At 61.2% G+C, this 24,869-nt stretch carries 20 protein-coding genes; 13 read left to right on the top strand and 7 right to left on the bottom strand.

Features of this window, described 5'->3' with window-relative positions:
• Positions 1 to 36: 36 nt before the first annotated feature.
• Positions 37 to 837, top strand: coding sequence for a trimeric intracellular cation channel family protein (locus HMPREF0762_RS05885; RefSeq protein ID WP_115314229.1), 801 nt, complete (start codon positions 37 to 39; stop codon positions 835 to 837).
• Positions 838 to 948: 111 nt separating this feature from the next.
• On the opposite strand, the gene HMPREF0762_RS05880 is transcribed toward HMPREF0762_RS05885, so the two are convergent.
• The gene (locus tag HMPREF0762_RS05880; RefSeq protein ID WP_006362600.1) at positions 949 to 2,220 is read right to left on the bottom strand and encodes an ATP-binding protein; all 1,272 of its coding nucleotides are present in this window, start codon (positions 2,218 to 2,220) and stop codon (positions 949 to 951) included.
• A gap of 359 nt (positions 2,221 to 2,579) precedes the next feature.
• On the opposite strand from HMPREF0762_RS05880, the gene HMPREF0762_RS05875 reads away from it, so the two are divergent.
• On the top strand, positions 2,580 to 3,467 hold the full coding sequence (locus tag HMPREF0762_RS05875) for a MerR family transcriptional regulator (RefSeq protein ID WP_006362599.1): 888 nt from the start codon (positions 2,580 to 2,582) through the stop codon (positions 3,465 to 3,467).
• Positions 3,468 to 3,662: 195 nt separating this feature from the next.
• Here HMPREF0762_RS05875 and HMPREF0762_RS05870 read toward each other — a convergent pair whose 3' ends face one another.
• From HMPREF0762_RS05870 to HMPREF0762_RS05860, 3 genes are read right to left on the bottom strand one after another with little or no spacing between them, the layout of a single operon-like run.
• Positions 3,663 to 3,956 carry a hypothetical protein gene (locus tag HMPREF0762_RS05870; RefSeq protein ID WP_006362598.1) on the bottom strand — a complete coding sequence of 98 codons (294 nt, stop codon included), beginning with the start codon at positions 3,954 to 3,956 and terminating at the stop codon, positions 3,663 to 3,665.
• Positions 3,953 to 4,747, bottom strand: coding sequence for a molybdopterin-dependent oxidoreductase (locus HMPREF0762_RS05865; protein WP_006362597.1), 795 nt, complete (start codon positions 4,745 to 4,747; stop codon positions 3,953 to 3,955). Before HMPREF0762_RS05865 ends, HMPREF0762_RS05870 begins: the two co-directional genes overlap by 4 nt.
• An 11-nt stretch (positions 4,748 to 4,758) precedes the next feature.
• Positions 4,759 to 6,360, bottom strand: a complete 1,602-nt coding sequence (locus HMPREF0762_RS05860; protein ID WP_006362596.1) for a molybdopterin-dependent oxidoreductase — start codon at positions 6,358 to 6,360, stop codon at positions 4,759 to 4,761.
• A 308-nt stretch (positions 6,361 to 6,668) separates the two neighbouring features.
• On the opposite strand from HMPREF0762_RS05860, the gene HMPREF0762_RS05855 reads away from it, so the two are divergent.
• Positions 6,669 to 7,703: a tyrosine-protein phosphatase gene (locus HMPREF0762_RS05855; protein WP_006362594.1), complete on the top strand. Its 1,035-nt coding sequence runs from the start codon at positions 6,669 to 6,671 to the stop codon at positions 7,701 to 7,703.
• Positions 7,704 to 7,754: 51 nt separating this feature from the next.
• Here HMPREF0762_RS05855 and HMPREF0762_RS05850 read toward each other — a convergent pair whose 3' ends face one another.
• Positions 7,755 to 9,020 (bottom strand): ArsB/NhaD family transporter, encoded by a 1,266-nt coding sequence (locus tag HMPREF0762_RS05850; RefSeq protein WP_006362593.1) that lies wholly within the window; start codon positions 9,018 to 9,020, stop codon positions 7,755 to 7,757.
• A 196-nt stretch (positions 9,021 to 9,216) separates the two neighbouring features.
• Between HMPREF0762_RS05850 and HMPREF0762_RS05845 the strand changes: the two genes are divergently transcribed.
• The 6 genes from HMPREF0762_RS05845 (at position 9,217) to HMPREF0762_RS05820 (ending at position 16,261) form a co-directional block, all read left to right on the top strand.
• Positions 9,217 to 9,711, top strand: a complete 495-nt coding sequence (locus HMPREF0762_RS05845) for a phosphatase PAP2 family protein (protein ID WP_006362592.1) — start codon at positions 9,217 to 9,219, stop codon at positions 9,709 to 9,711.
• Between the two features lie 113 nt (positions 9,712 to 9,824).
• Complete coding sequence (locus HMPREF0762_RS05840; RefSeq protein ID WP_006362591.1) at positions 9,825 to 10,472, top strand: MptD family putative ECF transporter S component; 648 nt, start codon at positions 9,825 to 9,827, stop codon at positions 10,470 to 10,472.
• 19 nt (positions 10,473 to 10,491) lie between these two features.
• Positions 10,492 to 11,199 carry an energy-coupling factor transporter transmembrane component T gene (locus HMPREF0762_RS05835; RefSeq protein ID WP_006362590.1) on the top strand — a complete coding sequence of 236 codons (708 nt, stop codon included), beginning with the start codon at positions 10,492 to 10,494 and terminating at the stop codon, positions 11,197 to 11,199.
• On the top strand, positions 11,196 to 12,671 hold the full coding sequence (locus tag HMPREF0762_RS05830; protein ID WP_006362589.1) for an ABC transporter ATP-binding protein: 1,476 nt from the start codon (positions 11,196 to 11,198) through the stop codon (positions 12,669 to 12,671). Before HMPREF0762_RS05835 ends, HMPREF0762_RS05830 begins: the two co-directional genes overlap by 4 nt.
• A gap of 18 nt (positions 12,672 to 12,689) precedes the next feature.
• The gene (locus tag HMPREF0762_RS05825; protein ID WP_006362588.1) at positions 12,690 to 14,540 is read left to right on the top strand and encodes an ABC transporter ATP-binding protein; all 1,851 of its coding nucleotides are present in this window, start codon (positions 12,690 to 12,692) and stop codon (positions 14,538 to 14,540) included.
• The gene (locus HMPREF0762_RS05820; RefSeq protein ID WP_006362587.1) at positions 14,537 to 16,261 is read left to right on the top strand and encodes an ABC transporter ATP-binding protein; all 1,725 of its coding nucleotides are present in this window, start codon (positions 14,537 to 14,539) and stop codon (positions 16,259 to 16,261) included. Before HMPREF0762_RS05825 ends, HMPREF0762_RS05820 begins: the two co-directional genes overlap by 4 nt.
• A gap of 129 nt (positions 16,262 to 16,390) precedes the next feature.
• On the opposite strand, the gene HMPREF0762_RS05815 is transcribed toward HMPREF0762_RS05820, so the two are convergent.
• Positions 16,391 to 16,717 carry a putative heavy metal-binding protein gene (locus tag HMPREF0762_RS05815; protein WP_006362586.1) on the bottom strand — a complete coding sequence of 109 codons (327 nt, stop codon included), beginning with the start codon at positions 16,715 to 16,717 and terminating at the stop codon, positions 16,391 to 16,393.
• A 132-nt stretch (positions 16,718 to 16,849) separates the two neighbouring features.
• On the opposite strand from HMPREF0762_RS05815, the gene HMPREF0762_RS05810 reads away from it, so the two are divergent.
• The 4 genes from HMPREF0762_RS05810 to HMPREF0762_RS05795 all read left to right on the top strand — a co-directional run bounded on the left by HMPREF0762_RS05810 (position 16,850) and on the right by HMPREF0762_RS05795 (position 19,227).
• Positions 16,850 to 17,164, top strand: coding sequence for a DMT family transporter (locus tag HMPREF0762_RS05810; protein ID WP_006362584.1), 315 nt, complete (start codon positions 16,850 to 16,852; stop codon positions 17,162 to 17,164).
• Between the two features lie 2 nt (positions 17,165 to 17,166).
• Positions 17,167 to 17,523, top strand: a complete 357-nt coding sequence (locus HMPREF0762_RS05805) for a DMT family transporter (RefSeq protein WP_006362583.1) — start codon at positions 17,167 to 17,169, stop codon at positions 17,521 to 17,523.
• Between the two features lie 158 nt (positions 17,524 to 17,681).
• Positions 17,682 to 18,269, top strand: a complete 588-nt coding sequence (locus HMPREF0762_RS05800) for a uracil-DNA glycosylase family protein (RefSeq protein WP_040619099.1) — start codon at positions 17,682 to 17,684, stop codon at positions 18,267 to 18,269.
• A 40-nt stretch (positions 18,270 to 18,309) separates the two neighbouring features.
• Positions 18,310 to 19,227 carry a Ppx/GppA phosphatase family protein gene (locus tag HMPREF0762_RS05795; RefSeq protein ID WP_006362581.1) on the top strand — a complete coding sequence of 306 codons (918 nt, stop codon included), beginning with the start codon at positions 18,310 to 18,312 and terminating at the stop codon, positions 19,225 to 19,227.
• Between the two features lie 208 nt (positions 19,228 to 19,435).
• Here the strand turns inward: HMPREF0762_RS05795 and HMPREF0762_RS05790 are convergent, their stop codons facing one another.
• Complete coding sequence (locus HMPREF0762_RS05790) at positions 19,436 to 24,868, bottom strand: Cna B-type domain-containing protein (RefSeq protein ID WP_006362580.1); 5,433 nt, start codon at positions 24,866 to 24,868, stop codon at positions 19,436 to 19,438.
• Between the last annotated feature and the right edge of the window lies 1 nt (position 24,869).

Genomic DNA, 24,869 nt, shown 5'->3' with positions numbered 1-24,869 from the left:
TCATCACTTCCGCCTTGCATGCGAAAGGAGCGCCGGTTGGAGCACTTCCTCGCCGCCTTGATTCCCGAGCTCGTCGATACGGGCGGAGGCCTGACGCCTGCCATCATCGACTATCTCGCGGTGGTCGTCGGCGTCATCGGCGGCGCGACGTTCGCGTGCAACCGCAAGCTCGACATCATCGGCGTCGTTTCGCTCGGGCTCATCACGGGCTTCGGGGGCGGCATCCTGCGCGATATGCTCCTCCAAGACCAAGGCGTCTATTTCACGCAGCATCCGTACCTCGTGCTGGCGAGCATAGTCGTATGCGTGCTGGCATTCTATTTCAGACGCATCTTCCGCAACCTCGAACCTGCGGTATTCCTCCTGGATACGCTTTCGGTCGGGCTGTTCGCCGCAGCGGGCGCGAGCAAGGCGCTCGGCTGCGACAGCGGACCTGTGGTTTCGTTCATTCTCGGCGCGGTGACGGCGGTGGGAGGAGGCGCCTTGCGCGATGTGTTCGTGGGCGAAGTTCCCGCCATCTTCAAGGCAGGATCGTTCTACGGCATGGCGGGCGTCGCAGGCTCGTTCTCATTTGTGCTGCTTGCCTCTATGAACGACTTTATCGCGCTGGCCGTATGCGTCGTGCTGACCACGGCGCTGCGATACGCGAGCATCTGGTTCAACTGGAGCACCTCGGACGATCCGCGCGACCTGACCGACTATCTGGCACGCGGGGGGCACGCGCTGCGCGGGCTCTATCATCGCGGGCGTCTTCCCCGCCCGACGCGCAGGATAGAGCGAAGGGATAGGAGGCATTCCCGCGATGCGGAATGCGACTGCGACCGGAAGACCGACTAGAACGAAGAGTGGGGGGCGCTTAACAGCATCGTCATGCGTGCTATACGGCAGCAGCCCGATGCCAAGCGAATCCGCAACCTCGCAGCTGCGCAGCCCGCCATACGCTCCAGCCTACACCCCGAGCGTCCGAACGGGCACAACAAGCACCCCGTCTTCGCGCGTATAGCTGAAGCCGCCCGTAGCCGTAAGAACCATGAGGAACGAAGGATCGCGCATCTTCTTAATATCTATCTTCTGCGCAAGCACCTTGAGGCTCTTCGCACCTTCCTCTATGAGAGCCGAGCCGCCAAGCTTGATTTCCACAAGCCCATACTTCCCATTGCGAAGACGAACGACCGCGTCCGCCTCAAGCCCCGATCGATCGCGATAATGCATCACTTCACCGTCCAGAGCCTGAGCATATGCCCTGAGATCGCGAATGCAGAGGGTCTCGAACGCAAGGCCGAACGTACTCAGATCGTCCAAGAGCTCCGCGGGCGTAGCTCCCAGCGCCGCGGTCGCGATGGACGGATCGGCGAAATGACGCGTAGCGGACGTTCGTATAGCCGTCTTGGAACGGAGGTTCGGATTCCAAGCAGGCAAATCGTCTGTCACGAACAGCCGCGAAAGAGCTTCGAGGTATTGATTCAGAGTGCTCGGACTTACGTCATGTCCGCTCTCCGTTACATCTTGGAATATGGATACGCTCGTTCCCTGCGAAGCGCTCATGCGTGCATACGAACGCATGAGCGCTCGGGCTGTCAGAGGATTGCGCTTCACTCCATCAACGCGGGATACGTCCGTTTCAGCCAGTGCGTCAAGATAATCGAATGCCTGTTGAAGAGCCACATCATACGGTCGGTCAATACTTTCGGGCCATCCGCCGCGACAAGTCAGAAAAGCCATGGTTCCAAGATCGTCTTCACATGACGCAATAGGCATGTCCCTTCCGGAAAACAACTGACCGAGCGAAACATCGCCCGTCGACTCTCCTGATTCGAACAGAGACATCGTACCCATGCGCATGCGGGCGATTCGCCCCGTTCCTGAATGCGCCATTTCGCTCATGTCCGCCGGGACGCTCGATCCGGTCAGGATGAACTGACCGAATTCTCCCCTTTCGTCCACCTCGAACCGCACAGCGTCCCAGAGTTGAGGCGCATCCTGCCATTCGTCGATCAATCGTGGTGCCGAACCTTCGAGAAGGCGGCTAGGATCAAGCTGCGCAAGTCGAAGGTTCTGCGCCCTGGCACGAGGATCCTGCAGATACAAGACGCTCTTGGCATGCTGTTGGGCCGTGGTCGTCTTGCCGCACCATTTCAGACCCTCGATAAGCACCGCACCCTTGGCTGCAAGCCTTTTTTCAAGAATCTGGTCGTATACGCGCTTCCGGTAGTTCCGCATGGATACCTCTTTTTATAATGCCTGCTAGATTATTTGAATTAAATCTTACTACAAAGATTGGCGCTTTTTCACTACTAAGATTGGTAACTTTTCATTACAAAGATTGGCATATTTTCACTGAAAAGATCGGCAATCCCTCCGTCGCAAGAATGGCTGCCATCCGACGAATCCAGGCTGAAAGGTTTAACGCGTAAAGCGAACCTACCCCTGTAGAATAGTCAACTGAGAATTGGTGCTGCAAGCGATCGAACTCGGGGGAGGCTCAGTGCGCAATCCGATTCGGATGCGGAAAGCCGAACGCTTCGCACAGCATGCGCAATTCGGACAGAGCCCATTCCGTTTGGCAAAGGGGAACGCCAATGGAGGAATGCAGTATCGGTCGGATGGCCGAATTGAACGGCATCAGCGAACGAGCGCTCAGGATCTACCATGAAAAGGGAATCCTGAAACCCGCACGCATCGACCAGGAAACCGGCTACCGCTATTATAGCTGCGAGCAAAGCGCGACCATCGATATGATCCACCATCTCCGGAGTCTGGATTTTTCCCTCGATGACATCGCGCACCTGGTGCATCAACGTGACCGATCCTTATGGGAAACCTCGCTTAGAGAACGGATCGACGACGTTCAGGAAGAGATCGACCGGTTGACCCTGGCGCAGAAGAGCGCCGAAATGATGTTGAAGAACTACAGCATCCTTGCAGACCATCCCATCTGCGATCACGTGATCCTCGAACATATCGAGGAGCGCACGGCCCTGTTCTTCGAGGTTCTTCATCCGGGAGCCGGGGTTCTCGACGGCGATGCCGACCGCGTCATCCAGGACTGGGAGATAAACCTGCGGCTCACGAAGCGGCACCTGAAGGAAAGCGGCTTTCCGGTATGGTTGTTCGCGCTGGTAGGAGGTCATATCAAAAAGGAAAGCCTCCTGGATGGAAGCTTCTCCGTGGACAAATCGTTCATTCTCATTCCGAGCGCCGGATTGCCTGGCTCCTACAGGGGGAAGCTTGAGACCATCCCTGAGAACACGTACATGACCATGTACCGGAATTCCTATAAAACGCCCGAGGGAGAAAACAGCGAGTATCAAGGCATCATCGAAATGCTTGATTTCGCCGAGAAGAACGACCTGGAAATCGTCGGCGACTATTTCGGAGAGATCATCGCCGACACCCCGGCATTCCTGTACGAGGGCCGAGAGATGTTCTACAAGCTGCAGATTCCCGTACGGAGCCGAACCGCGTAGGATTCCGAAAGCGAGAAGGCGCCCGCCTCCTTCTCGCGAGCGCCCGTCCCTGCATATGCAGGGACGGGTCGAGCAGGAATGCGACGACCGGCACTCCGTCCACAGCCTTGGACATGCCGTGAAATCAGAAGGCCCGACTCTCATCGGGCCCTCTATGGTTCCAGCGCGCCGCCGACACGCGGCACCGCGCCTCGATCACAACTCGACGTCCTCCCGCACATCCACGTAGGCATGCGCCGGCTCCGGCGTCACCGCGCCGTTCCGATCGACCGCACGGATAAGAATCTCGTATCGGCCGACCTGCTCGGGAACGAATGAATATTCCCAGTTCACATTCGAATCTTCATCGACATGGTTCACAGGATACTCCGTCCACGTCTGTCCGAGATCGCTCGAGAACTGCATCGAATCGATGGCGGAATCGAAGTCCTGGGCATAGCCTTTCAGGATGACCTCCTTCCCCACCATGCCGAGGACGGTCCCGATCACTGCGCCACCTCGGCGCTGAGCACGCCCACGTTCGGTTGGTTGACATCGGCAGGGCTCTGCGGAATCTCGGGGACCTCGCTCTCCGCCGTGATATCGATGCGCACGATGTCACGCGCGAAGTATCGGGCGGACACGCTGCCGAGCCACAGCTGGTTGCCCGAGCCCACCGCCGAGGAAACGGCTTCGCCGTTTATCCCCGTCACGATGATCGAATAGCGCTGGGTGACGTAGCTGAGAGGAAGCGCGACCTTGTAGCCATCGGCGGAATACAACGTGATGGTATTGGCGTCGGCAGAGGGCTTTGCGTCGGCGATCAGCGATTTGAGCAGGAATCCTTCGACTTCGGCATTCGCGCTTGCGCGGCCGTCGTTCGGATTGCCTGCACAGGTGCAGCCCATGACGCGCTTCGCAGGAGCCTTCTTCTCATAATCGGCTATGTTCGCCGTGAACGCATGCTCGACGTCGCCCTGCACGCGTATATCCTTGATCTCCTGCGCAGACAGCTCCTCTTGATCGGCAGAGCCGCACAGGTGGTCGGAACCTTCGAACACGGCCTTTCTCAGCTCTGCGTTCGAGAACGTCACGTCCTGGTTATAGGAAAACGTCCCCTCGACCGCGCGATTCACCCGCGTGAAGCCGGTCCGCGCGGATGCGTCATCCTGCGCGATACCGGAATCCGAGCCGACGGCATCGATGTGCTGATCGGCGAGAGCGGCGCTGGTCAGCGTGCCTGAAGCAATGAAGGCGCCGGTGGTGGCGACCGCCATGACGGTCTTGATCGTCTTGCTCATGACTCTACCTCCTATTCGCTCTTCGCGTTGAACAGCATCTCGACGGGCTCATCCGTGACCGTGCCGTCGTCGGCGACCGAGCGCACCGTCAGCACGCCTGCGCCGTCTTCTTCGGGGGTATAGGCGAACTTCCAAACGATCCAGTTGTCTTTCGTCGTGCCCGGAGTCTCTCCGCGCGTCCACGTGGCGCCGCCGTCCATGGAGAATTCAACCGCGGTTATCTCACGGTCGTAGCCATGGGCGTAACCGGTGAACTCATAGGGCTGCCCCGTCTTGATGACCTGGCCTTCGCTGAAGTTGAAAATACCGACGTTAGGCTTGTTCAGGAAGCCGTTGCTCGTGACGTAGGGCCAGCCGGCGGGCGTATAGGTCTCGCCGTCGCCCGCTTCCTTGGGCCATCCGTTCCATTCGTACATCGAATCGCGTTCCGCCTCGGTATTGACGATGATGTCGGACACGCTCTTATTCCACGCCGGAGCACCGGAGCCGGGAACGGCCATCTGCACGGGATAGCCGTGCTTCCAAGGAAGGGGCTTCCCGTCGATCTCGTAGACCAGATAGCCTTCCTTGAAATCGTCGAACATGACGTTCGCAGCGTTGCCGTCGGGGGAAAGGCTCGTGAATCCGACAGCCCCGTCATTGATGCCCAGGTCGGCGAAGATCTTGCTGAGCGGAATGCCTGTGTAGGTGCAATTGCCGATAAGAGGGCCGCCGACCGGGTTCATCGTGCAGTGCATCGTGAGCGGAACCTGCACGCTGCCGTATTTCTCGATAAGCTCGGGAAGCGTGTAGGTGGCTTCCTTGCCCACCGCGCCGGAGAAGGTGATGGTCCAGGTCTTGAACAGATCTTCGTCGATCGGAACGCCCGCAGCCGTCTTTGCCTTGCGGTCGTAGTCGCCGTCGTAGCTCAGCCAGGAGAAGTCGAACATCTCATCGGCGGAAATGGTCTTGGTCTGATCGAAGCTGAAATCGCCCTTCACGTTCTCGACCGGCTTGATGCCGCGAAGCTGCTGGTGTTTGACGATGTCCCATAGCTGCATGCCGTCGCCGGAACCGGTTCCCACGTGGCAGTTCCAGCACTCGGCCTTCTGGGATGTGTTATGGATGCCGTGAACCATCGTGCCGAACGATTTATTGTTGGTCAGATAGCCGGCTCCGTAGGTATGGCAGTCGATGCACATCTGAACCGTGACCTGTATGCCGAACGGATTCTCTAGGTCGGGATGGTCGTACGGCATGGAATCGATAGTCTTCGCCAGGTCAGCATGGCACGCGTTGCACCCCTTCTCGTCCGCCTTCAGATAATACGTGTTGTAGGGAACGTACACCTCGGGCGTGTGGTACGGGACGCTCCCATCAAGCGTTCCCGGATAGGCCTCGTCGGGCGTGCGTTGAATCTGGATGCCGCCTTCGAGCGTCCTGACCGCCGGCTTCGGAAAGCCGTTCTCGTCGAGCTCGCCGCTCTGCCCCATCAAAGCCGTCGTGCTCTTCGCCTCCGTACCCTGCGTTTCCGCATCCCCCTGTTTCGGCGAGCCGCATGCGCTCAATCCGACCAACAGGGACAGGACGCAGGTGATAGCAGCAACGGAAACGATGCGCCATCGCTTTCCCATAATTCCTCCTTTATTCGTCGTCCCTTTTCCCCGCGAGCACCATAAACTTTGACGTCCAGGTCAAGTCAAGAAAAACAAAGGGTGCAATTGATTCATGCCGCTATCTGCATCGACCGCGCATTCGTAACGATTCGGATGGGCCGAATGCGCGGAAACGGTCGGGAACTGGTATCTTGCTATGCATGGAACGCAAGCGCCGCCTACGACGCAACCGCCGGACGCGGCCGTCGGGGGCGAACGCCCCGTGCCGTGGGCCTCGGCATGCGTGTTCGATTCAGCGCCCGCGATCGAGGAGGACCTCACGCGTCATGACCGAATACACCGACAATGCAGCGCTCTATTTCGTCGACGAGCCCATCGTGTTCTCCGGATACGTGGACGAGTTGGAACGCGGCGTATCGGCCGTGCAGTTCTCCCTTGACGACGGGAAAAGCTGGACGGCCTATCCGGTAGTCGGGACCGACCCGGATCGCGGCGTGCGATGGAGCTTCGAGCACACGCCGACAAGCGCAGGGACGTTCGTGCTCAGGGCGCGCGGAGTCGGCTCGAACGGCACGCCTTCCCTCGTCACCACGAACTTCGCGTTCACTGTGCACGAACGCGGCACGCTGATCCGCGAATACGGGCCGTTTCACCTCAGAGCCGTCGGCGGAGGCGCGCTCTACGGCGCGAAGCTCTTCCGGAGCGCCGCGCTGGACGGACTTTCGCACGAAGACGCGATTTTCATATCCGAACGCCTCGGCGTACGATCTATCTACGACATCCGCACGGTCCACGAGGTCGCGTCGTCCGCCGATCCCTGCATCGTGCATGTGCGGTCTATCACGCTCGAGCCGTCGGAATCGCGGAGAAAAGATGCCGGCAAGCGCCTGATTGCCGGCACGATCGGGCGGTACGGGGCGCCCGGAGAGCGCATGAGCGCGAACTACCGACGTTATGCACGTGAGTATCCCCTGATCGGATATGCCCTGCGATCGATAGCCGCCGAAGGGACGCCCGCTCTCGTCCATTGCGTGAACGGGAAGGACCGCACGGGCGTGCTCAGCGCCGTCGCGCTCTACGTCGCCGGCGCTTCGTACAATGATATCCTCGCCGACTACCTCGATGCCAATCGAGTGAACGCCCGGGAAATCGCCGCCGAACGGGATCGCCTTTCCCTGGGAATGTCTCCCGAAGAAACGGAAATCCTCGATTCGTTCCTCGAGGCGCGCAAAGGCTATCTTGACGCGTTTTTCGACGAGGCGGAACGCACCTTCGGCACGCTCGAGGCATATATCGAGACGGGGCTGAGGCTCACGCCCGCCCATCAAGAACGGCTAAGCGAGCTTCTGGCGAGGCGATAAGCAAACCCGGCGCGCGTCGGCCATCCGGTAGGCGAACCGAACGCCCGCTCCTTATGCCGGGAAGCGCATGACCAGGTAGATCGCCGCAATCGCAACGGACATGACCATCATCGGGAACCCGATCTTCAAATACTGCATGAAGGTGATCGCATGCCCGTGCTTCGCGGAGATATCGGACAGCACCACATTCGCGGACGCGCCGATGAGCGTGCCGTTGCCGCCGAGGCATGCGCCGAGCGAAACCGCCCACCACAACGGCGTGACGTCCATGCCGGTGCCTTCCATGGCAAGCAGGATGGGGATCATCGTCGCCACGAACGGAATGTTATCGAGGAACGAGGAGACGACCGCCGAAGCGAAGACCAGCACGATCATGGTCAGGAACACATTGCCGCCCGTCACGTCGATCAGGCCGTTGGCAAGCGCGGATATCGTGCCCGTCTCCACCATGCCGCCGACGATGATGAACAGGCCTGCGAAGAACGCGAGCGTGGTCCATTCGACGCCATGCAGCGCCTTGGTCACATCGGAACGCGACAGAAGCAGGATCAGCGCGGCCGCCGTGATGGCCACGACCGACGACTCGATGCCCAGCTGGCCATGCACCATGAATCCGACGACGACGAGCATGAGGATGCCGACCGACAGCTTCATCAGGTGCACGTCCTCGAACGCCGGTTCGAGTTCCATGACCTCGCGTTCCTTCTCGGCGGACACGCTCATCTTGCGGCCGAACATAACGTAGAACGACACGATAAGGGCCGCCATGATGACCAGCACCACCGGTGCATCGTAGGCGATGAAGTCGACGAAGGTGTAGCCGGCAGCGCTGCCGAGCATGATGTTCGGAGGATCGCCGATAAGGGTCGCTGTGCCGCCGATGTTCGAAGACATGATCTCAATATAGAAGAACGGGATCGGATCGATCTCGAGGATCTCGCAGATGGTAAGCGTCATCGGGCCGATGAGCAGCACCGTCGTCACGTTGTCGAGGAATGCCGAAAGCACGGCGGTCAGAAGCGCGAAGAGCAGCATGATACGCCACGGATCGCCCTTCGCGATCTTCGCCGTCTTGATGGCCAGGAATTCGAACAGGCCCGATTGCCGCACGACGGCCACGAACAGCATCATGCCGAACAGCACGCCGAGCGTGTTGTAATCGATATGCCCGATGGCGGTATCGAAATCCATCACATGGAAGATGATGAGCAGCATCGCGCCCGAAAGCGCGACCACCGTACGATGCACCTTCTCGGACATGATGAGGACCATGGCCACCACGAAGACCACGATTGCGAAAAGCTGTTCGAATCCCATAGCTCGTCTCTCTGCCCCGCTCTTGGCGCGCGCACAGCGGCCCGCCCGGGGCCGAAGCGTCAAGAATGTATACGAAGATATTCTATAATATCCGCCATCAGGCACTTTGCGTTTCAGATACGTTTCATATCGTATAAAACCGTAATTGCCTGCATAAGGATCCGCCCATACAACGAAGGTGAAGGAGGGAAGCCGCATGTACGCCGAGCAATACCGAAGGATGAGCGAGCCGCTGCGTCGCGATCCTCGGGCGAAATCCCTCGTCCTTCATGCGAATTCCCTGCTCACAGCTGTAGGCTACATCGCCTATCCCCTGCTCGTCATTCTGCTCGCCGCAACGGGAAGCCCTCTTTTGGTTCGGGCCGTGGCCATTCCTGCCGCGGCCTTCGTCGCCGTAAGCCTTCTCCGCCGCGTACTGGACGCACCGCGCCCTTACGAGAAAGACGGCATCGATCCGATCATCTATAAGGACACGAAGGGCCGATCGTTTCCCAGCAGGCACGCATTCTCGATGGCGATGATCGCGATGACCTGGATGGCATGGATGCCTGCGGTCGGAAGCGCGCTCTTGGCCGCGAGCGTCTTCATGGCGGCCGTCCGCGTCGTCGGCGGCGTTCATTATCCGAAGGATGTCATCGCGGGCATCGCTGTCGCCGTCATCTGCGGCATTGCAGGATTCTGGATAGCTTAGCCGCTCTACGGCCCCACACCGAAATAACATCGTTCTATGCTTCATTCTCATATATCCATGAGGTAGTATCCTTAAGAGTTACCTATATCTAACTTTTTAAAAGGAGCTCATCCATGGCAGACGAGAAGGAGCATCTCGAACGGGGCAGGCGCACGATCTTCGAGAAGTGGGGCGTGCGCGAAGTCGTGACGGCCGTGCTTCTCAGCGCGCTCACGATCGTCATCATGTTCGTCGGCGCGATGCTCACGCTTTTCGACACGAATTTCCAAATGGTCGCCTCGGGAGCATGCGGGGTATTCCTCGCCGCCCCGGTCTTCATGCTCATGACCATGCGCGTCAACAGATTCGGCAGCACCCTCGTCTTCTGCTTGATGGCCATGCTGCTCTTCTGCGTCGCAGGCAACTTCCTCTATCTGATCCCGTTCTACGTCGCAGGCGGCATTGCGATCGACGCCGTCTTCCTGCGCACCGGGTCCCAACGCCAGAATCCCTGGTGGATCACCGCAGCCTGGACCGTCTTCAGCGGTCTGTACCTGCTTTCGACCCTCGTGCCCTACCTGGGCAGCATGGATGCCTATATAGAGCAGACGGTTGCGAATCGCGGCGTCGACCAGGCATGGGTCGATACGTTCCTGCATTTCTACAGCGACCCCGTCTGGATCGCCGCCATATTCGTGATCACGATGATCGCAGGGTTCTTGGGAAGCCTCGTCGGGCGCGTCCTCACGAAGAGGCATTTCTCGCGCGCCGGCGCGCTCTAGGACGATCGAGGGAAGTCGCATGCATATCACGGACCGCGACACCGGGCTCTCCGTTCCAACGAAGGTCCTCGTGCTCGCGCTCGCCATCGCAACGGCGTCGCAACATCTTAGAATCCTTCCGATGCTCGCGCTGAACCTTTCCATGATCGCCTATATGGTTTTGGCGCGCCAAAAACGAATGGCCGTCGGAATGCTCGCGTACCTCGCCGTCATAGGCCCCGTATACGCTGCCTATACGATCTGGGGCGTGCGTCCCTTCATCCTGTCACCCATACAGATCAATCAGATGTGGAGCGTGTTTTCCGTGATGGGGGCCGTATGCGTCCTCTTCATGACGCCTCCTGGCCTCATCAGCGCTGCGCTCGCGCGCATTCGCTGCCCCAAGAAGATCATCCTCGGCACGCTCGTGTTCCTGCGTTTCTTCCCCACCTTCGCTGCAACCTGGCGCCTTTTGCGCGACGCCTTGCGCAAGCGGGGGCTTGCTACGGCACGCCGGATGATCGCGAACCCGATCGATACGTATGAATACGTCATGGTGCCCATATTGCTTTCCTTGATCAGCAGCGCCGATCAGCTCTCGTCCTCGGCCGTGACGCGCGCCGCCGAGGCGCCCATGGCGCGCACGAGCTATTACGCGCAGCCCCTGCGCCTCATGGATGCGACCTGCGCCATAGGCGCCGCTGCCCTCTGCATAGGCGTTGTCGTCGCGAACGGAACGCTCGCATGACGGCCGGCGCGACATCGCGTACGACCCTGCACCGCACGGTGCCGCACGAGGCGCGCGCGACCGCCGCATCTCTGCGCAACGTTTCGTTCGCGTACAAGAACGCGCCGGAAACCGTCCATGACGTGTCGCTTTCCGTGGCCTCGGGTGAATGCGTCGTGCTCTGCGGGCCCTCGGGCAGCGGAAAGACCACGCTCGTCCGTGTGATCAACGGTCTTGCCGGCAGCTACTGCAAGGGAACGACCGAAGGCGTGGTGACGCTCGGCGAATGCGATGCGACCGACCTCGAGCAGTGGGAGCGCGCGGAACGGGTCGGCAGCGTGTTCCAAGACCCGTCGTCGCAGTTCTTTTCAAGCCAGCTCGCAGGAGAGGTCGCCTTCACCTGCGAGAACCTCGGCTACGATCACGAGCGGGTCGTGGCGGCGACCGATCAGGCCATCTCCGCGTTTTCCCTTGACAGCCTGAGGAAGATTCCCAATGACAGCCTTTCGAGCGGACAGAAGCAGAAGGTCGCCATCGCATCGGCCCTCGGACCGCGGCCGCAGCTTTTGGCCATGGACGAGCCGTCGTCGAACCTGGATGAGGAAGCGGCCGTCCATCTAGGGCGCACGCTTGCAAGGCTCAAGGCGGAAGGATTGTCCATGGTGATCGCGGAGCATCGCCTGGCTTACCTCATGGATGTCGCGGACAGGTTCCTCCTCGTGCGTGACGGACGGATCGAGCAGGAGCTTTCCCGCACCGATGTCTTCGCAGCATCCGACGACCTGAGAAGATCCTGGGGATTGCGCGACCCGAGGAGGACCGCGCGGCCTAAGCTGCCGCACCCGAACGAGTCCGCGACGAAGCTTTCAGATGCGACGGAACCCCCTGCGCTCGAAATGCGCGGCTTGCGCGCCGCATACCGGTCGAACCGCATTTTCGAAGATGTGTCGCTTACCGTCGAGGCAGGACAAATCGTTGCCTTGACCGGCAGGAACGGCGCAGGCAAGACGACGCTCGCACGAATCTTGGGCGGGCTGAAGAAGACGCAGGCGGGTTCCATCCGCGTGCATGGCCGGACCTGCTCGTATCGCGACCTGCGCCGCCGCGTGTGGTTCGGCCCCAACGACGTCAAGGCCGAGTTCTTCACCCCGAGCGTGAAGGAGGAAGCCATGCTTTTGGTCAAGCCTGATGAAACGCATAAGAACCGCGCCCGAGGAATCCTGCACGACCTGGACCTTTGGGAGTTACGCGAACAGCACCCCGCGACGCTTTCGGGCGGACAGAAGCAGCGCCTCTCGATAGCCTGCGGCCTTATGTCCGACCGTACCGTGCTCGTATTCGACGAACCGACGAGCGGACTCGACGCCCTCAATATGGAGGTCGTCGCAGGCGCGCTCGAAACCGCCGCACGCGAAGGCCGAGCGATCATCGTCGTGACGCACGACAATGAATTCATCGGGCGATGCTGCACGCATATCTTCGAACTCGAGTAACCGAAAGGAGATCGGCCCATGTCAGCATCCACTGAAGTCGACAACGACCGCACGAGAACCGGGCAGGAGGACGCACAGGCCAAGAAGGAGAGGAGCGCGCGCCTGAAGAGCCTCTACCTGCAACTCACCGAACCGGCTCATCCGCTCATCATCCAAGGCATGGTCATGTCGGCGCTGTCGGCGGCCTGCGGATTCGTCCCCTACCTGATAGCCATCGCCATAGCCCAAGCCGCCCTGCGCGACGCCATGCCCTCCGCAGGCGCGCTCGCCCTCATGGTCGTCGCGGCCATCGTATTCGCGGCGGCCGACCGCATGCTCTTCGGCGGCGGCACCGGCATCTGCCACAAGGCCGATGCCGACTTCCGCGTCCACGCGCGCCATGTCCTGCTCGACCACTTCTCCAAGCTCCCGCTCGGATGGTTCGACGACCGCAGCTCGAGCGAGGTCAAGCAGGCGGTTTCCGACGACATCCTCGGCATGCACCAAACCATCGGGCATGCTCCGACGGAAATCGTGAAGGCCGTGCTTTCGCCGCTCATCCCCCTCGTCATCCTCTTCGTCGCCGACTGGCGCATGGCGCTTGTGTTCCTGGTCTACATGACCGTGCTCGTCGTCGTATCGATGGCATTCATGATGCGCGACTACAAGACGCTTGCCGCGCGCTACGGCGAAGCCAACGTCGAGCTTTCGTCCGCAATCGTCGAAATAGCGGACGGCATCGAGGTCGTGAAGACGTTCGGCAGCGCGCGAGAGGCCGGATCCCGCTACCGCGATGCGGTCGAAGAGCTGACCGACGTCACGTTCGAATGGACGAAGGTGACCGCCGGCCCCTTCAGCATGCTGGGCGGATTCGCCTCGCCAGGAACCGTGCTCGCATTCCTCGGACTTGCGAGCAGCCTCTTCGTCGCGAAAGGATGGTTCGATTTCGCCGACTGCGTTCCCTTCCTCGTGCTGGGACCGAGCATACCCATGGGGCTCGTGACCTTGGCTTCGGGTATGGGGTTCCTGCGCACGGCGAAGCAGAACCTCGAGCACATCGCGCGGGTCCTCTCCGCCGAACAGCTTCCCGAGACGGAGAAGGCCGAACGGCTTCCCGGCTCGGATCTCGACGTCGCCTTCGACGAGACCTCGTTCTCCTACGGAGAAAGCGCCCGTCTCGCGCTCGATCATGTGAACGCACGCATCGCGCCGGGAACCATCTGCGCCCTGGTAGGCGATTCGGGCAGCGGAAAGACGACGTTCGCGCGCCTCATACCCCGCTTCTGGGACCCGACTTCGGGTTCCGTGCGGCTCGGCGGGCATGACCTGCGCGATGTATCCTCCCAATCGCTTCTCTCGCAGGTGGCGATCGTCTTTCAGGAAAGCATGCTGCTATCTCTCAGCATCCGCGACAACATCAAGCTCTCCTGCCCCGATGCGACGGACGATGAGATGATCGAAGCCGCGAAGGCCGCGCAGATTCACGAGCGGATCCTTTCGTTCCCCCAGGGATACGACTCCGTCATCGGATCGGCCGACTGCAACCTCTCCGGCGGCGAAGCCCAACGCATCGCCATTGCGCGCGCGATTCTGCAGGATGCGCCCGTGCTCGTGCTGGACGAGGCCACCGCACACGCCGATCCCGAGAACGAAACCGCGATCCAGACGGCGCTCAGCCGCCTGTCGCACGGACGGACCACGGTCGTTATCGCCCACAGGCTCAACACCGTGACGGGAGCCGATCAGACGCTCGTTCTGGAAAACGGCCGCGTCATAGAATCCGGGCGACACGACGAGCTGCTCCAGGCGAACGGACGATATGCGAAGCTCTGGCAGACGCAGCAGGTCAATGCATTCCACGCGCACGACACCGAGGAGGCGGCGCTATGATCGTCGATAGGATAGACAGGCTCGCCGGACGCTCGACGGGCATCAAGGCGCAGGTCGTGTACTTCGTGATCTGCGGCGTGCTCGAAGGCGGCGTGTACGCCGCGCTCCTCCCGTTGCTTCAAGCCCTGTACGAAGGCGATGGCCATGAAGCCTTCGTCTGGTCGGTCGTCGCGTGCGTTGCAGGCATCGCCTGCGCCGTCGCGAACTACCTTTCCGAAAACCACGGATACATGATCGGCGATGTCGTGATCCTGCGCAGCATCCAGGAACGCTTGGGCGACCATATCGTGAAGCTTCCGCTCGGATGGTTCACCGCCGGACGCGCAGGCGAGCTCGCCGCCCTGCTCGAGCGCGATCTCCAGATGATCATGAATTTGCCGGGCATCTTCCTGAAGCAGCTCGTGATCGCAGTCGTCGTGCCGACCTGCATCGCCACGCTCTTCCTTGCTGTGGATTGGCGCGTCTTCCTCGCCTATATCGCGCTCATGCCTGCGCTGTACGTCTGGTCGAAGAAGATGGCCGGCGCCGCAGGCGCGGGACATGCCGAAGAGGAGCGGTCGAACGCGCATTTGGCGGGACGCGTGCTCGAATTCGTTCGGGCGCAGCCGATCCTGCGTGCGACGGGCACGGCTCGAAACGGCTGGCAAGCCCTTGAGGACGACATCTCCCGCGACCACGAGACCACGGTGCGCACGCTTGAAATGACTCAGAAGCCCATAACCGTTCACACGCTGCTCGTCTATGCGTCGTTCGGGCTTACGTTCCTCTGCGCGACGATGCTGCTGGCGATCGAAGCCGTGACGCCGGTCGAGTATCTCTTCGTGATCGTGCTTGCACTACGTTCGACCGATGCGCTCCATAAGGCGGCAAGCCAGGCCATGGCCCTCAACGTATGCCAGAACGCCATAGACGCATCCGAGAAGATCCTGGCTGCGAAGCCCCTGCCTGAGACCTCCGATCCGAAAAGGCCGACGGGCGCGTCGATCGAATTCGACGACGTGCGCTTCTCCTACGATGGGGCGCGTCGGGTCATAGACGGCGTGACGCTTTCCTGCCCCGAAGGACGGCTGACCGCCCTCGTCGGTCCATCGGGATCAGGAAAGACGACACTGACCAGGCTTATCGCACGATTCTGGGACGTCGATGCAGGAGCGGTGCGCATCGGCGGCGTAGATGTGCGGGATATGGCGGTCGACGAGTTGCTCGGCATGATCTCGCTTGTATTCCAGGACGTATACCTATTCGACGGCACGATAGAGGACAACGTCCGCTTCGGACAACCTGATGCGACCGACGAACAGGTCCGCCGTGCCGCGCGCATCGCACGCCTCGACCAGGTCGCAGAGCGTCTGGAGGACGGATGGGGCACGCGCGTCGGCGAAGGCGGCGGACGCTTGTCGGGCGGTGAACGTCAGCGCGTGTCGATCGCCCGGGCCCTGCTCAAGGACGCGCCCATCGTGCTTTTCGATGAAGCGACCGCGGCGCTCGACGCGGAGAACGAAGCTGCGATCGTGGATGCCATGCACGAGCTTGCGCGCGACCGGACGGTCGTCGTCATCGCGCACCGACTTTCGACCATCGCCGAAGCCGACCAGATCGCCATGCTGGAAAACGGACGCGTCACGCAGCTCGGCTCCCATGAGGAACTGCTCGCCCAAGAGGGGCGTTACCGCAGCTTCTGGAGCGACCGCCAGCGCGCGCAAGGTTGGAAGGTGCGGTAGCAGACACCTCTCGTGTTACACGCGCGCATGCACGTGAGGAGCGGGTCGGCGGCGTACCTGATCCGCTCCTTGCACATCAGCCTCTCGCGCGAAAGGGCGTAAAAGAAATGAGGCGCGAGGAGCTCAATGCTACAGCGCTTCGAGCGTGACGGCGGTTCCGCTCACGGTCACCATGAGCATGTTGTTGCTCGCACCCAGAACCTCGTAGTCGACGTCCACGCCGACGATCGCATGCGCACCCATGGCGGCAGCACGTCGCTCCATCTCATGCAGAGCTTCCGTGCGCGCGCCCATCAGCTCGTTCTCGTATCCGGCAGACCTGCCGCCGATGATATCGCGAATGCCCGCGCCGAAATCCTTGAGGAAGTTCACGCCGGTAATGACTTCGCCGAAGACGACGCCGTAATATCCCGTGACCTTATACCCTTCGACCGAAGGCGTGGTAGTGGTGATCATGAAGAGTCCTTTCGCTCGGGTGTTTGCGCTGTGGGCATCATAGTGTCGCCATCGGCGCGCCCTTTCATCTGCAGCCGATTCGTTATAGTGGATGGAATACGTACGCATCGCTTCGAAAGCAGGAACATACGCATGGCTTGGCTCATGCTCGCAGGATCGGTCATATTCGAAACCTTCGCGGACACGTCGATGAAGCTCTCGGACGGCTTCCGCAAGAAAGCCTGGATCGTCGGCATCGCCGTCGGCTACCTCGTTTCGTTCTACCTCATGTCGCATGTGCTGGCCGAACTGCCGCTCGGACTCACCTATGCGATCTGGACCGGCGTGTCCATCGTATTGACCGCCATCGTCGGACGCATTATCTGGAAAGAGCTTTTCACCTGGAAGAAAGTGCTTGGCATGGCGCTCATCATCGTCGGCGTCGCACTCTTGAGGATGGGGGCGTAACGATGGTTCGGACGAAAGAAGAGACGAAGGCGCGCGAAAAAAGCTGGCTTCTGCTCGCAGCGGCCATCGGCCTGGAGCTCTGCGGCACCACCTGCATTAAGCTTTCGGAGGGCTTCACCCAGCCTATCTTCGTGCTTGGGGTGATCGTCGCGTATTCGATCTGCTTCACCGCGTTCTCCGTCGCGCTGCGCGACCTTCCGCTCGGGCTCGCCTACGGGGTCTGGGGCGGCATCGGCACCATCGGAACCGCCGTCATCGGATTCTTCGCCTTCGGAGAGCCGATGACGGCGATTATGGCGCTCGGCATCGTGCTCATCATCGCAGGCGTCGCGTTCATGAACGCGGGGACGGACCAGTAATCGGATCCGGAGCGCGCTGCGGATCCGGCAAAGCCCACAGGGCGTCCATGACCGAGGAGTACCTTAAGCATCAGGAATCCATGCGAACATCGAGCGTGCATGACGCACGGCGGTTGCCATGCACGGATCCTATGAACTCCGCGAGGAAGAAGGCAGCCATGCAGGAAGAATTCCAGCGCATCTTCGACGCCATCCGCGCCGACGAGCAGAATGCGACGTTCACGAGCCAGGGCATCGACCCGCTCTACGCAGCCGCATCCGGCGCGCGCATCGCGATCATCGGGCAGGCCCCGGGGCGCGTGGCGCAAGAAGCGCGTATGCCCTGGAACGATCGCAGCGGCGATAGGCTGCGCGACTGGCTCGGCATCGACCGCGACACGTTCTACGACCCCGAGAAGATCGCCATCATCCCCATGGACTTCTATTTTCCCGGATCCGGAAAGTCGGGCGACCTGCCGCCCCGCAAGGGATTCGCGGAGAAGTGGCATCCTAAGCTCTTCGCGCTCATGCCCGACATCAGGCTGACCGTGCTCGTCGGAAGCTACGCGACGCGCACGTACCTCGGGCTCAAATCTTCCGCGAGTCTGACGGATGTCGTGCGCAACCATGCCGCATATCTTCCCGATTTCTTCCCGCTCGTGCATCCCTCGCCCCGCAATCAGATCTGGATGAAGAAGAATCCCTGGTTCGCGGCCGACGTGCTTCCTGAACTGAAGCACTGCGTGCATGACGCGCTCGCGAACTAAAGGAAACGAACGCACCGACTCTCATGAAAGGCCCTTCACTGTGAAACAGCCCCAGATCGGCATCATCGATATCGGCTCGAACACCATCAGGCTCTGCACGTATGCGCTTCCCGACCGCTCTGAGGCCGCGCCCGTGAAGACTTTCACCGAGAAGAAATCGGTCGGGCTGTCTGCGTACGTGCGCGACGGCATCATGACCGAGAGGGGCATCAAGGCTGCAGCCAAGGCCATCGCGAACCAGATGCAGCATGCGCGCCTCATGGGCTGCCAAGACATCAGGCTCTTCGCCACGGCGGCCCTGCGCAACTGTAGAAACTCCGCAGAGGCGACGCATGCGCTTGCGGAGCGCGTGGGCGCGCGCATAGACATCCTCAGCGCCCGACAGGAAGCCGAATTCGGGTTCATGGGCATAAAAGCCGAGCTCGATGCGACCGACGGCATGGCCGTGGATATCGGCGGCGGCTCGACCGAGCTCACCTATGTCAAGGATGGAAACGTCGTGCGCTGCTGCAGCATCCCCGCAGGATCGCTCTCGCTCTGGAACGCCCACGTAGCCGGCATCATTCCGAATGCCGACGAACTCGCTGCCTGCACGCGCGCGTTCCTCCGCGCGCTCGACGAATCAGGATTCGAAATCCCCCGGGTTCCGCGTCTATTCGGAACGGGCGGCACCATCCGCAACGCCGCGCGCGTCATCGCGTTTCGCGCAGAGGGAACCGATGCAGCAACGTTCACGGCTGCGCAGCTCGACGACCTCCTGAGCTACACGACCGAAGAGCCTGGGAGCTATGCCCGGGCGATCCTCGCCGTCGAACCCGCCCGCATCCATTCGCTCACACCGGGTACGGCCATCCTGAGGGCCGTATTCGAACGCTCGGGCGCCCGATCCATAGCCGTCTCGAAGTCAGGCGTGCGCGAGGGATACCTCCATAACCTGCTCGCAACGCGCACTGCATAGCAGCGGCGCATCGCCGGCCGTCTCACGACGCGACGCCGCACGAGCTTCGAAGAGAATAGGCAGGGGACATCGGCATTGCGAGCATGGCGATGAGCAGCACTTCAACGAATCGCTTTCCTGCAGAAAAAAGGGTGCAGCCCCTACGAGCTGCACCCTTTCAGCGTTCGATGCGACCTATCGGCTTACCTGGGCCGCATGGATCCTTCGCCTAATGCTTGTTCCTGCGACGGATGATGGCGAATGCCAAGACCGCAAGCGCGATGATCGCGACGATGCCCACGCCGAGCGCGTAGTTGGCTTCGCCGGTCCGGGGTATGACCTTGTCCTTGGATGTGGACTGAGCATCCGTCGACTTCTTATCGGAAGGCTTCGCCTTGTCGTGCGCCTTATCGGTCGTGCTCGGAGTCTGAGGATCAGGGTCGGGGTCGGGGTTGGGGTTGGGCGTGACTCCCGGCGTATGGGAGTTCGTGACCACGAACCCGTTCGCCGCATCTCCGCCAATAGCGGCCTTATACCCCTCGGGGACATCCTCGGAAACCGAATAGTCCGCCACGTCGCCGTTGTCGTCGTAGACGGGAACGCCGTCGAAGCTGCCCTTCCAGTCGCCATCGGCATCAAGCGTCAAGGTCCTGCCGGTATCCGTGCCGTCCGCACGCAGCAGGTGCAGCACGACGGAACTCGGACGGGAGCCGTCCTTGTCATCGGAATCGTCCCAGACCTTCTCGGCCTTGATGGACGTGACCGCCTTCGTTAGCTCGACCGTCAGGCGAATCGAGTCGTCACCCGCAGGGGCCACGGCATCCTTGCCGTCCGGCCACTGCATGCCGGTCCACTTGAAGGAGAACGCCTTGCGCGTACCGGATTGCGAAGTCGCAATGGCTTTGAAGAAGCCGTCGACCGTTCCGACTGACGTCAGCTGCGTGCCCTCAGCGAGGTTCGTCGCGACCTTGACGCCGGGGATGGTGAGCTTCATCCAGCTGTGGTCGGCCGAGGCGTTGTCGCCCGCGCCGTCCACGACGGCCTTGAGGTCGGCGTAGGTCTTGATGGCGCCAGGGTCGGCGAGCGAGAAGCCGACGGTAAGCGTCTTGCCATCAGAGGAAACCGTAGCGGCATCAACCTTGAAGCCGCTGCCGAAGTATTCGCTCTGAAGCTTCGAGGCATCGAGCCCCTCGGGAAGCTTCATGCCGTCGGGCACCTTGAAGGTCGCCGTGAAGCCGAAGCCCTTGACGTCCACATCGATGGTATCGGCCGCAGGGTTGTTGAACTGCGCCTCGATGGCGGCCATCTGGCCTTGGACCGTCCTCATATCCACCGCACCGGTGAGATTGAGCACAGAACCCTGACCGGTCTTGTACACGGCGTCATGCTCGGTATCGGCGCCGACAAGCATATCGGCCGGGAGCTCGGCATCCGTCGTGCTCGGCGTATGGGCCGTGAACTGGATGGTCTCGTCGTCGGTCGCAACCTTGTCTTTGCCGTCGGTCCACTGAGTCCCCGTCCAATGGAACGAGAACGTCTCGCGCGTGCCTGCTTTGGAGGTTGCAACGGCCTTGAACACGCCCTCGACCGTACCCGTCATCGTGAGGTTCGTATTGTCGGCGACATCCGACTTGACCTTGACGCCGGGGATGGTGAGCTTCATCCAGCTGTGGTCGGCCGAGGCGTTGTCGCCCGCGCCGTCCACGACGGCCTTGAGGTCGGCGTAGGTCTTGATGGCGCCAGGGTCGGCGAGCGAGAAGCCGACGGTGACGGTGGTGTCATCGGCCGTCACGCTCTCGACCTTGAACCCATTGCCGAAGTGCTCGGCAATAAGATCAGAAGGATCGTCGAGCCCGCCGGGAAGCTCCATGCCGTCGGGAATCTTGAAGGTCGCCGTGAAGCCGAAATCCTTGACGTCCACGGAAATATCCTGGGCCGCAGGGTTGTTGAACTGCGCCTCGATGGCGGCCATCTGGCCCTGGACCGTCTTCATGTCCACCGCGCCCGTCAGATCGAGCGTGGAGCCCTGGAAGGTGTCGTACACGGCGGTGTGCTCGGTGTCGGCACCGACGAGCATGTCGGCCGGAAGCTGAACATCCGTCGGCTTCGGCGTCTGAACGGTGAGCTGGATGGTGTTATCGCTCGCTTCGGCCGTCGCATCCTTGCCTTCAGGAGTCTGCACGCCTTTCCACTTGAAATCGAAATCCTTCTCCGTGCCGCCGGCTGAAGTCGCAACGGCGTTGAAGAAGCCTTCGACCGTGCCCGTCGTCGTGAAGGACGAGCCGTCGTACACGTCGTCCTCCACCAGAATGCCGGGAATGGTGAGCTTCATGGTGTCGCTGAGCTTGCCGACCGCGGCCTTCAGGAGCGGATACGTGTAGGTGCCGCCCGCATCTTTGACGAGATCCTTGTTAAGACCCATCGTGACGGTGATCTTGCCTTCGTCCACCTCGACGTTCGTGATGGTGAAGGTCTTGTCGAATCCTTCGAGAACCAGATCGTCGGCGCTCAGATCCTCGGAGAACGTGAGGCCTTCGGGCACCTTGAAGACCGCCGTGAAGGACGAATCCATGTCGTTGGACAGGGTGACGTTCGAGCCATCGTTATTGAACTGGGCCTCGATGGCATCCATCTGATCCTTCACAGGCTTGACGTCGACGGTGCCGGTGATGTTGATCTTGGAACCCTGGTAGACCCCGAACACCTTGTCGTGCTCGGTGTTCGTGCCCGCCTGCTTGAGCTGTTCGGCAGTGGGCTCGTCCGGCAGCGCGCCCACGAGCATGTCGGCGCCGAGCTCGAGCTCGTAGGGCTTCTTCACGAGCATGGTCTGCTGGATAGTGACGGCATCCTTGGCCTTGACGTCCTTGCCGGAGGCGTTCTGCTCGCCCTTCCAGGCGAAGGCGAAGCGCTTGGCCTTGCCGGTAGAACCCTGGGCGACGGCCGAGAAGTCGCCGGCCACGGTGCCGACGGCCGTAAGCTCGTCGCCGTTCGCGACCGCATCCTTATCGAACGTGAGGCCGGAGAGCGTAAGAAGGATGGCATCGTCGATAGTGTTCAGGGAATCGCCTGCATCGTGGCTGTTGAGGCTGCCCGTCGAATCGACGGCATCCTTAAGCTGCTTGTAATCGGCGAACGCCTGCTTAAGCTCGAAGGTCACCGTGACCTTCTGCCCGGAGACGGACACGCCCGTAACCTTGTAGCAATCGCCCAGATAGGCATCGGTCACTTGGGGGTCGGCAGGCACGGTGACGCCCGCAGGAAGCTCGAAGGTCGCCGTGAACGTGGATTTGGCATCCGTGAGCTTGATCTTGGAGAAATCGTCCGCGTCCCGGCCGAACTGCGCTTCGATCGCTTCCATCTGCTTCTTGATGCCCGAAACGTCCACCGCGCCGGTCAGGCTGAACGTAGAGGAGCCGTCGGCCTTGACTTTGAGAATCGACGTGCTGGCCTTCTGGCTGCCGACGCCGGCGTTGCCCCACATGTCGGAGTCAAGAGTGCCGTCGGCCTTGATCAGCTCGACCGAAGGATCGTCCTTCCACTTAAGGTAATAGGTGGTATCGGAGGTTATTTTGGGATTGTCGCCGCCGAATGTGAAGCCGAACAACGTCTTCTCGTCGAACCGGAACTTGTCGCCCGTCCCCGATGCATTTGCATACCAGTTCGTCGTGTCCGCGATCACCGAACCGGGTTTCGACGCTATATCTTTATTAAGCTTGAGATCGTTATGGGAAACGCCGCCCAACAGCTCGCGCAGCTTCTGCCCGTACGACGCCGTCTGCTTGAGCACGGCGACTTCTCCGCCGGTCGCGTCCTGCTCTATCGTGAAGACGCCAGGATTGGCCTTGAAGACGCTGGAGTCGGCGAACGTTCCGCCGTTCGCCGAGAACGCGACCTTGTATGCATCGTCATCGAACTGCGCATACAGGTCGATCTGGGAAACGCCCGCCGTAAACGTGAGCGTTGCGCCTGCCGCGACGGCATCGCCCGAGCCGTCAGGCGCCGCGGTCCACTTCGTGAACTTCTTGCCAGGGACGGCGAAATCGGCATCGGCCTTCACGACATCTTCGAAAGAAGCCGCTTTGGCGGAGCTGGCAGCCGCATCCACGGTCTGGATGTAGCTTTCGCCCTTGCCGTTATGGTAGACGACCGTCTTCGCATCCCATTTGGCATACACCTCGGTATCGGCGGCGAAGGCGTCGTCGGCATACGCATACTCATGTTCGACGCCCGAGGCGTCCTTGTAGAACCACCCGAGGAATGCGGTGCCGTTCGCGTCCACGGGCGTGCCCGGATCGGCGGCGGCCGCATTGCCCTCGACGTCGCCGAGCTTGTATCCGCGCATCGTCGAATACGTCTTCTTATCGACCGTACCGTCCGCGAATTTGGCGTTCGTGTTGTTCAGCGTGAACGTCACCTTGGCGGCCGGGGTCCAGACATGCTTCTTGCCGTCGGCGGACGCATGCGCGACCGCGTAATCATATGCATCGCCGTTCTTGTTGATGGGATGGAGCACGCTTACGGACGTGTCGGTCAATGTGAAGAGGGAAAGCCACTCGTCGCCGTTCGCCGCGCCGTTGGTCGGCGTGGTCACGTCATGGTTGTACCCAGGGTCATAGGCGACCAGATACGAGCCGCCGGTCACGACGTAGGAGCTCCCGCTGTCGCGGTTCGCGCCGCCGTCATCGGCCGTCTTGTCCTTCGCGTCGGTGTTCACCACGCAATCGCCTTGGAAGGTGATGGAGCAGGGGCCGCTGGAGTGGCCCGCGCCATAGGAGGGAGTCCAGCGCATGTTGGTGGTTTCGAGCGTTGAATTGGTGAATGTCGCCGACGAGGGCGTGTAGTTGATGTTCAGGCCGCCGGCGTTGCTGTTCTTGATGACGACCTTGGAGTCGTCCACGGTCATCTTGGCGGAAAGCGTGATGCGCGAGCCGTCGCCCGTCAGCGTGGAGCCGTTCTTGAGGTCAGAATCGGCGAGGATGGCCATGACCTGCTTGTAGGCGGAAGCACCTGTCGCCTTGTACGCATAGAAGTCGGAGTGGTCCAGATGGACGCCGCCGCCGGGATTGAAGTAATACCACACGCCGCGCGTGGTGAGCGACGCGTCCTTCATAGTGAGGGCGCCGTACTGCTCGCCGCCTTCGTTCTTGGCCTGAACGCTCACGTCGCACCCGATGAGCTCGGCGGTCGCGCCCGTGAAGGTGCTGCCTTTCTCGGTTAAGGCAGAAACGGTCAGTTTGTCGCGACCGGTGCCGTTGAACTTGCCTTGAAGGTTGAAACCGTACATATTGCCGTCGAAGTTGTAGCGGCCGTCGTTCACCTCTGCGCCGGCTTTGACGATGAGCGCGGTTTTGAATCCGGTCATCGTGAGGGTCTTCCCATCATCGCATGTGAGGAATGCACCGCTTTCGAGCGTGATGCCGTCCTTGCCGAAACCCGTCATCGTCGTATCGTCCGAAACTGAAAGCGTGACGCCCGAGGGGATGGTGGCCGCCGCGGAGAGCGCGAGGTCGCCCTTGACGTGGATCGTGGTGACGGAGGGGTCGGCCGCCTGGAGCTCGAGCGCCTTGGCGAGCGTCTTGAGCGCCGCGGAGGCGGAGCCGTCGTTGGCGTCGTCGCCGGCCGCGCCGTCGACCCAGAGCTCGGTCAGCGCCGCGGGGGCCATG

Origin of the sequence: Slackia exigua ATCC 700122 (assembly GCF_000162875.1) — a bacterium.
GTDB lineage: Bacteria > Actinomycetota > Coriobacteriia > Coriobacteriales > Eggerthellaceae > Slackia > Slackia exigua.
The sequence above is the reverse complement of the archived record's forward strand: the minus strand, read 5'-3'. Positions and strand labels throughout refer to the sequence as shown.

Coding starts and splice junctions, on each gene's coding strand:
- HMPREF0762_RS05880 (WP_006362600.1), bottom strand. CDS start 2,220: ATGCGGAACTACCGGAAGCGCGTATACGACCAGATTCTTGAAAAAAGG.
- HMPREF0762_RS05875 (WP_006362599.1), top strand. CDS start 2,580: ATGGAGGAATGCAGTATCGGTCGGATGGCCGAATTGAACGGCATCAGC.
- HMPREF0762_RS05865 (WP_006362597.1), bottom strand. CDS start 4,747: ATGAGCAAGACGATCAAGACCGTCATGGCGGTCGCCACCACCGGCGCC.
- HMPREF0762_RS05860 (WP_006362596.1), bottom strand. CDS start 6,360: ATGGGAAAGCGATGGCGCATCGTTTCCGTTGCTGCTATCACCTGCGTC.
- HMPREF0762_RS05855 (WP_006362594.1), top strand. CDS start 6,669: ATGACCGAATACACCGACAATGCAGCGCTCTATTTCGTCGACGAGCCC.
- HMPREF0762_RS05850 (WP_006362593.1), bottom strand. CDS start 9,020: ATGGGATTCGAACAGCTTTTCGCAATCGTGGTCTTCGTGGTGGCCATG.
- HMPREF0762_RS05845 (WP_006362592.1), top strand. CDS start 9,217: ATGTACGCCGAGCAATACCGAAGGATGAGCGAGCCGCTGCGTCGCGAT.
- HMPREF0762_RS05840 (WP_006362591.1), top strand. CDS start 9,825: ATGGCAGACGAGAAGGAGCATCTCGAACGGGGCAGGCGCACGATCTTC.
- HMPREF0762_RS05835 (WP_006362590.1), top strand. CDS start 10,492: ATGCATATCACGGACCGCGACACCGGGCTCTCCGTTCCAACGAAGGTC.
- HMPREF0762_RS05830 (WP_006362589.1), top strand. CDS start 11,196: ATGACGGCCGGCGCGACATCGCGTACGACCCTGCACCGCACGGTGCCG.
- HMPREF0762_RS05825 (WP_006362588.1), top strand. CDS start 12,690: ATGTCAGCATCCACTGAAGTCGACAACGACCGCACGAGAACCGGGCAG.
- HMPREF0762_RS05820 (WP_006362587.1), top strand. CDS start 14,537: ATGATCGTCGATAGGATAGACAGGCTCGCCGGACGCTCGACGGGCATC.
- HMPREF0762_RS05815 (WP_006362586.1), bottom strand. CDS start 16,717: ATGATCACCACTACCACGCCTTCGGTCGAAGGGTATAAGGTCACGGGA.
- HMPREF0762_RS05810 (WP_006362584.1), top strand. CDS start 16,850: ATGGCTTGGCTCATGCTCGCAGGATCGGTCATATTCGAAACCTTCGCG.
- HMPREF0762_RS05805 (WP_006362583.1), top strand. CDS start 17,167: ATGGTTCGGACGAAAGAAGAGACGAAGGCGCGCGAAAAAAGCTGGCTT.
- HMPREF0762_RS05800 (WP_040619099.1), top strand. CDS start 17,682: ATGCAGGAAGAATTCCAGCGCATCTTCGACGCCATCCGCGCCGACGAG.
- HMPREF0762_RS05790 (WP_006362580.1), bottom strand. CDS start 24,868: ATGGCCCCCGCGGCGCTGACCGAGCTCTGGGTCGACGGCGCGGCCGGC.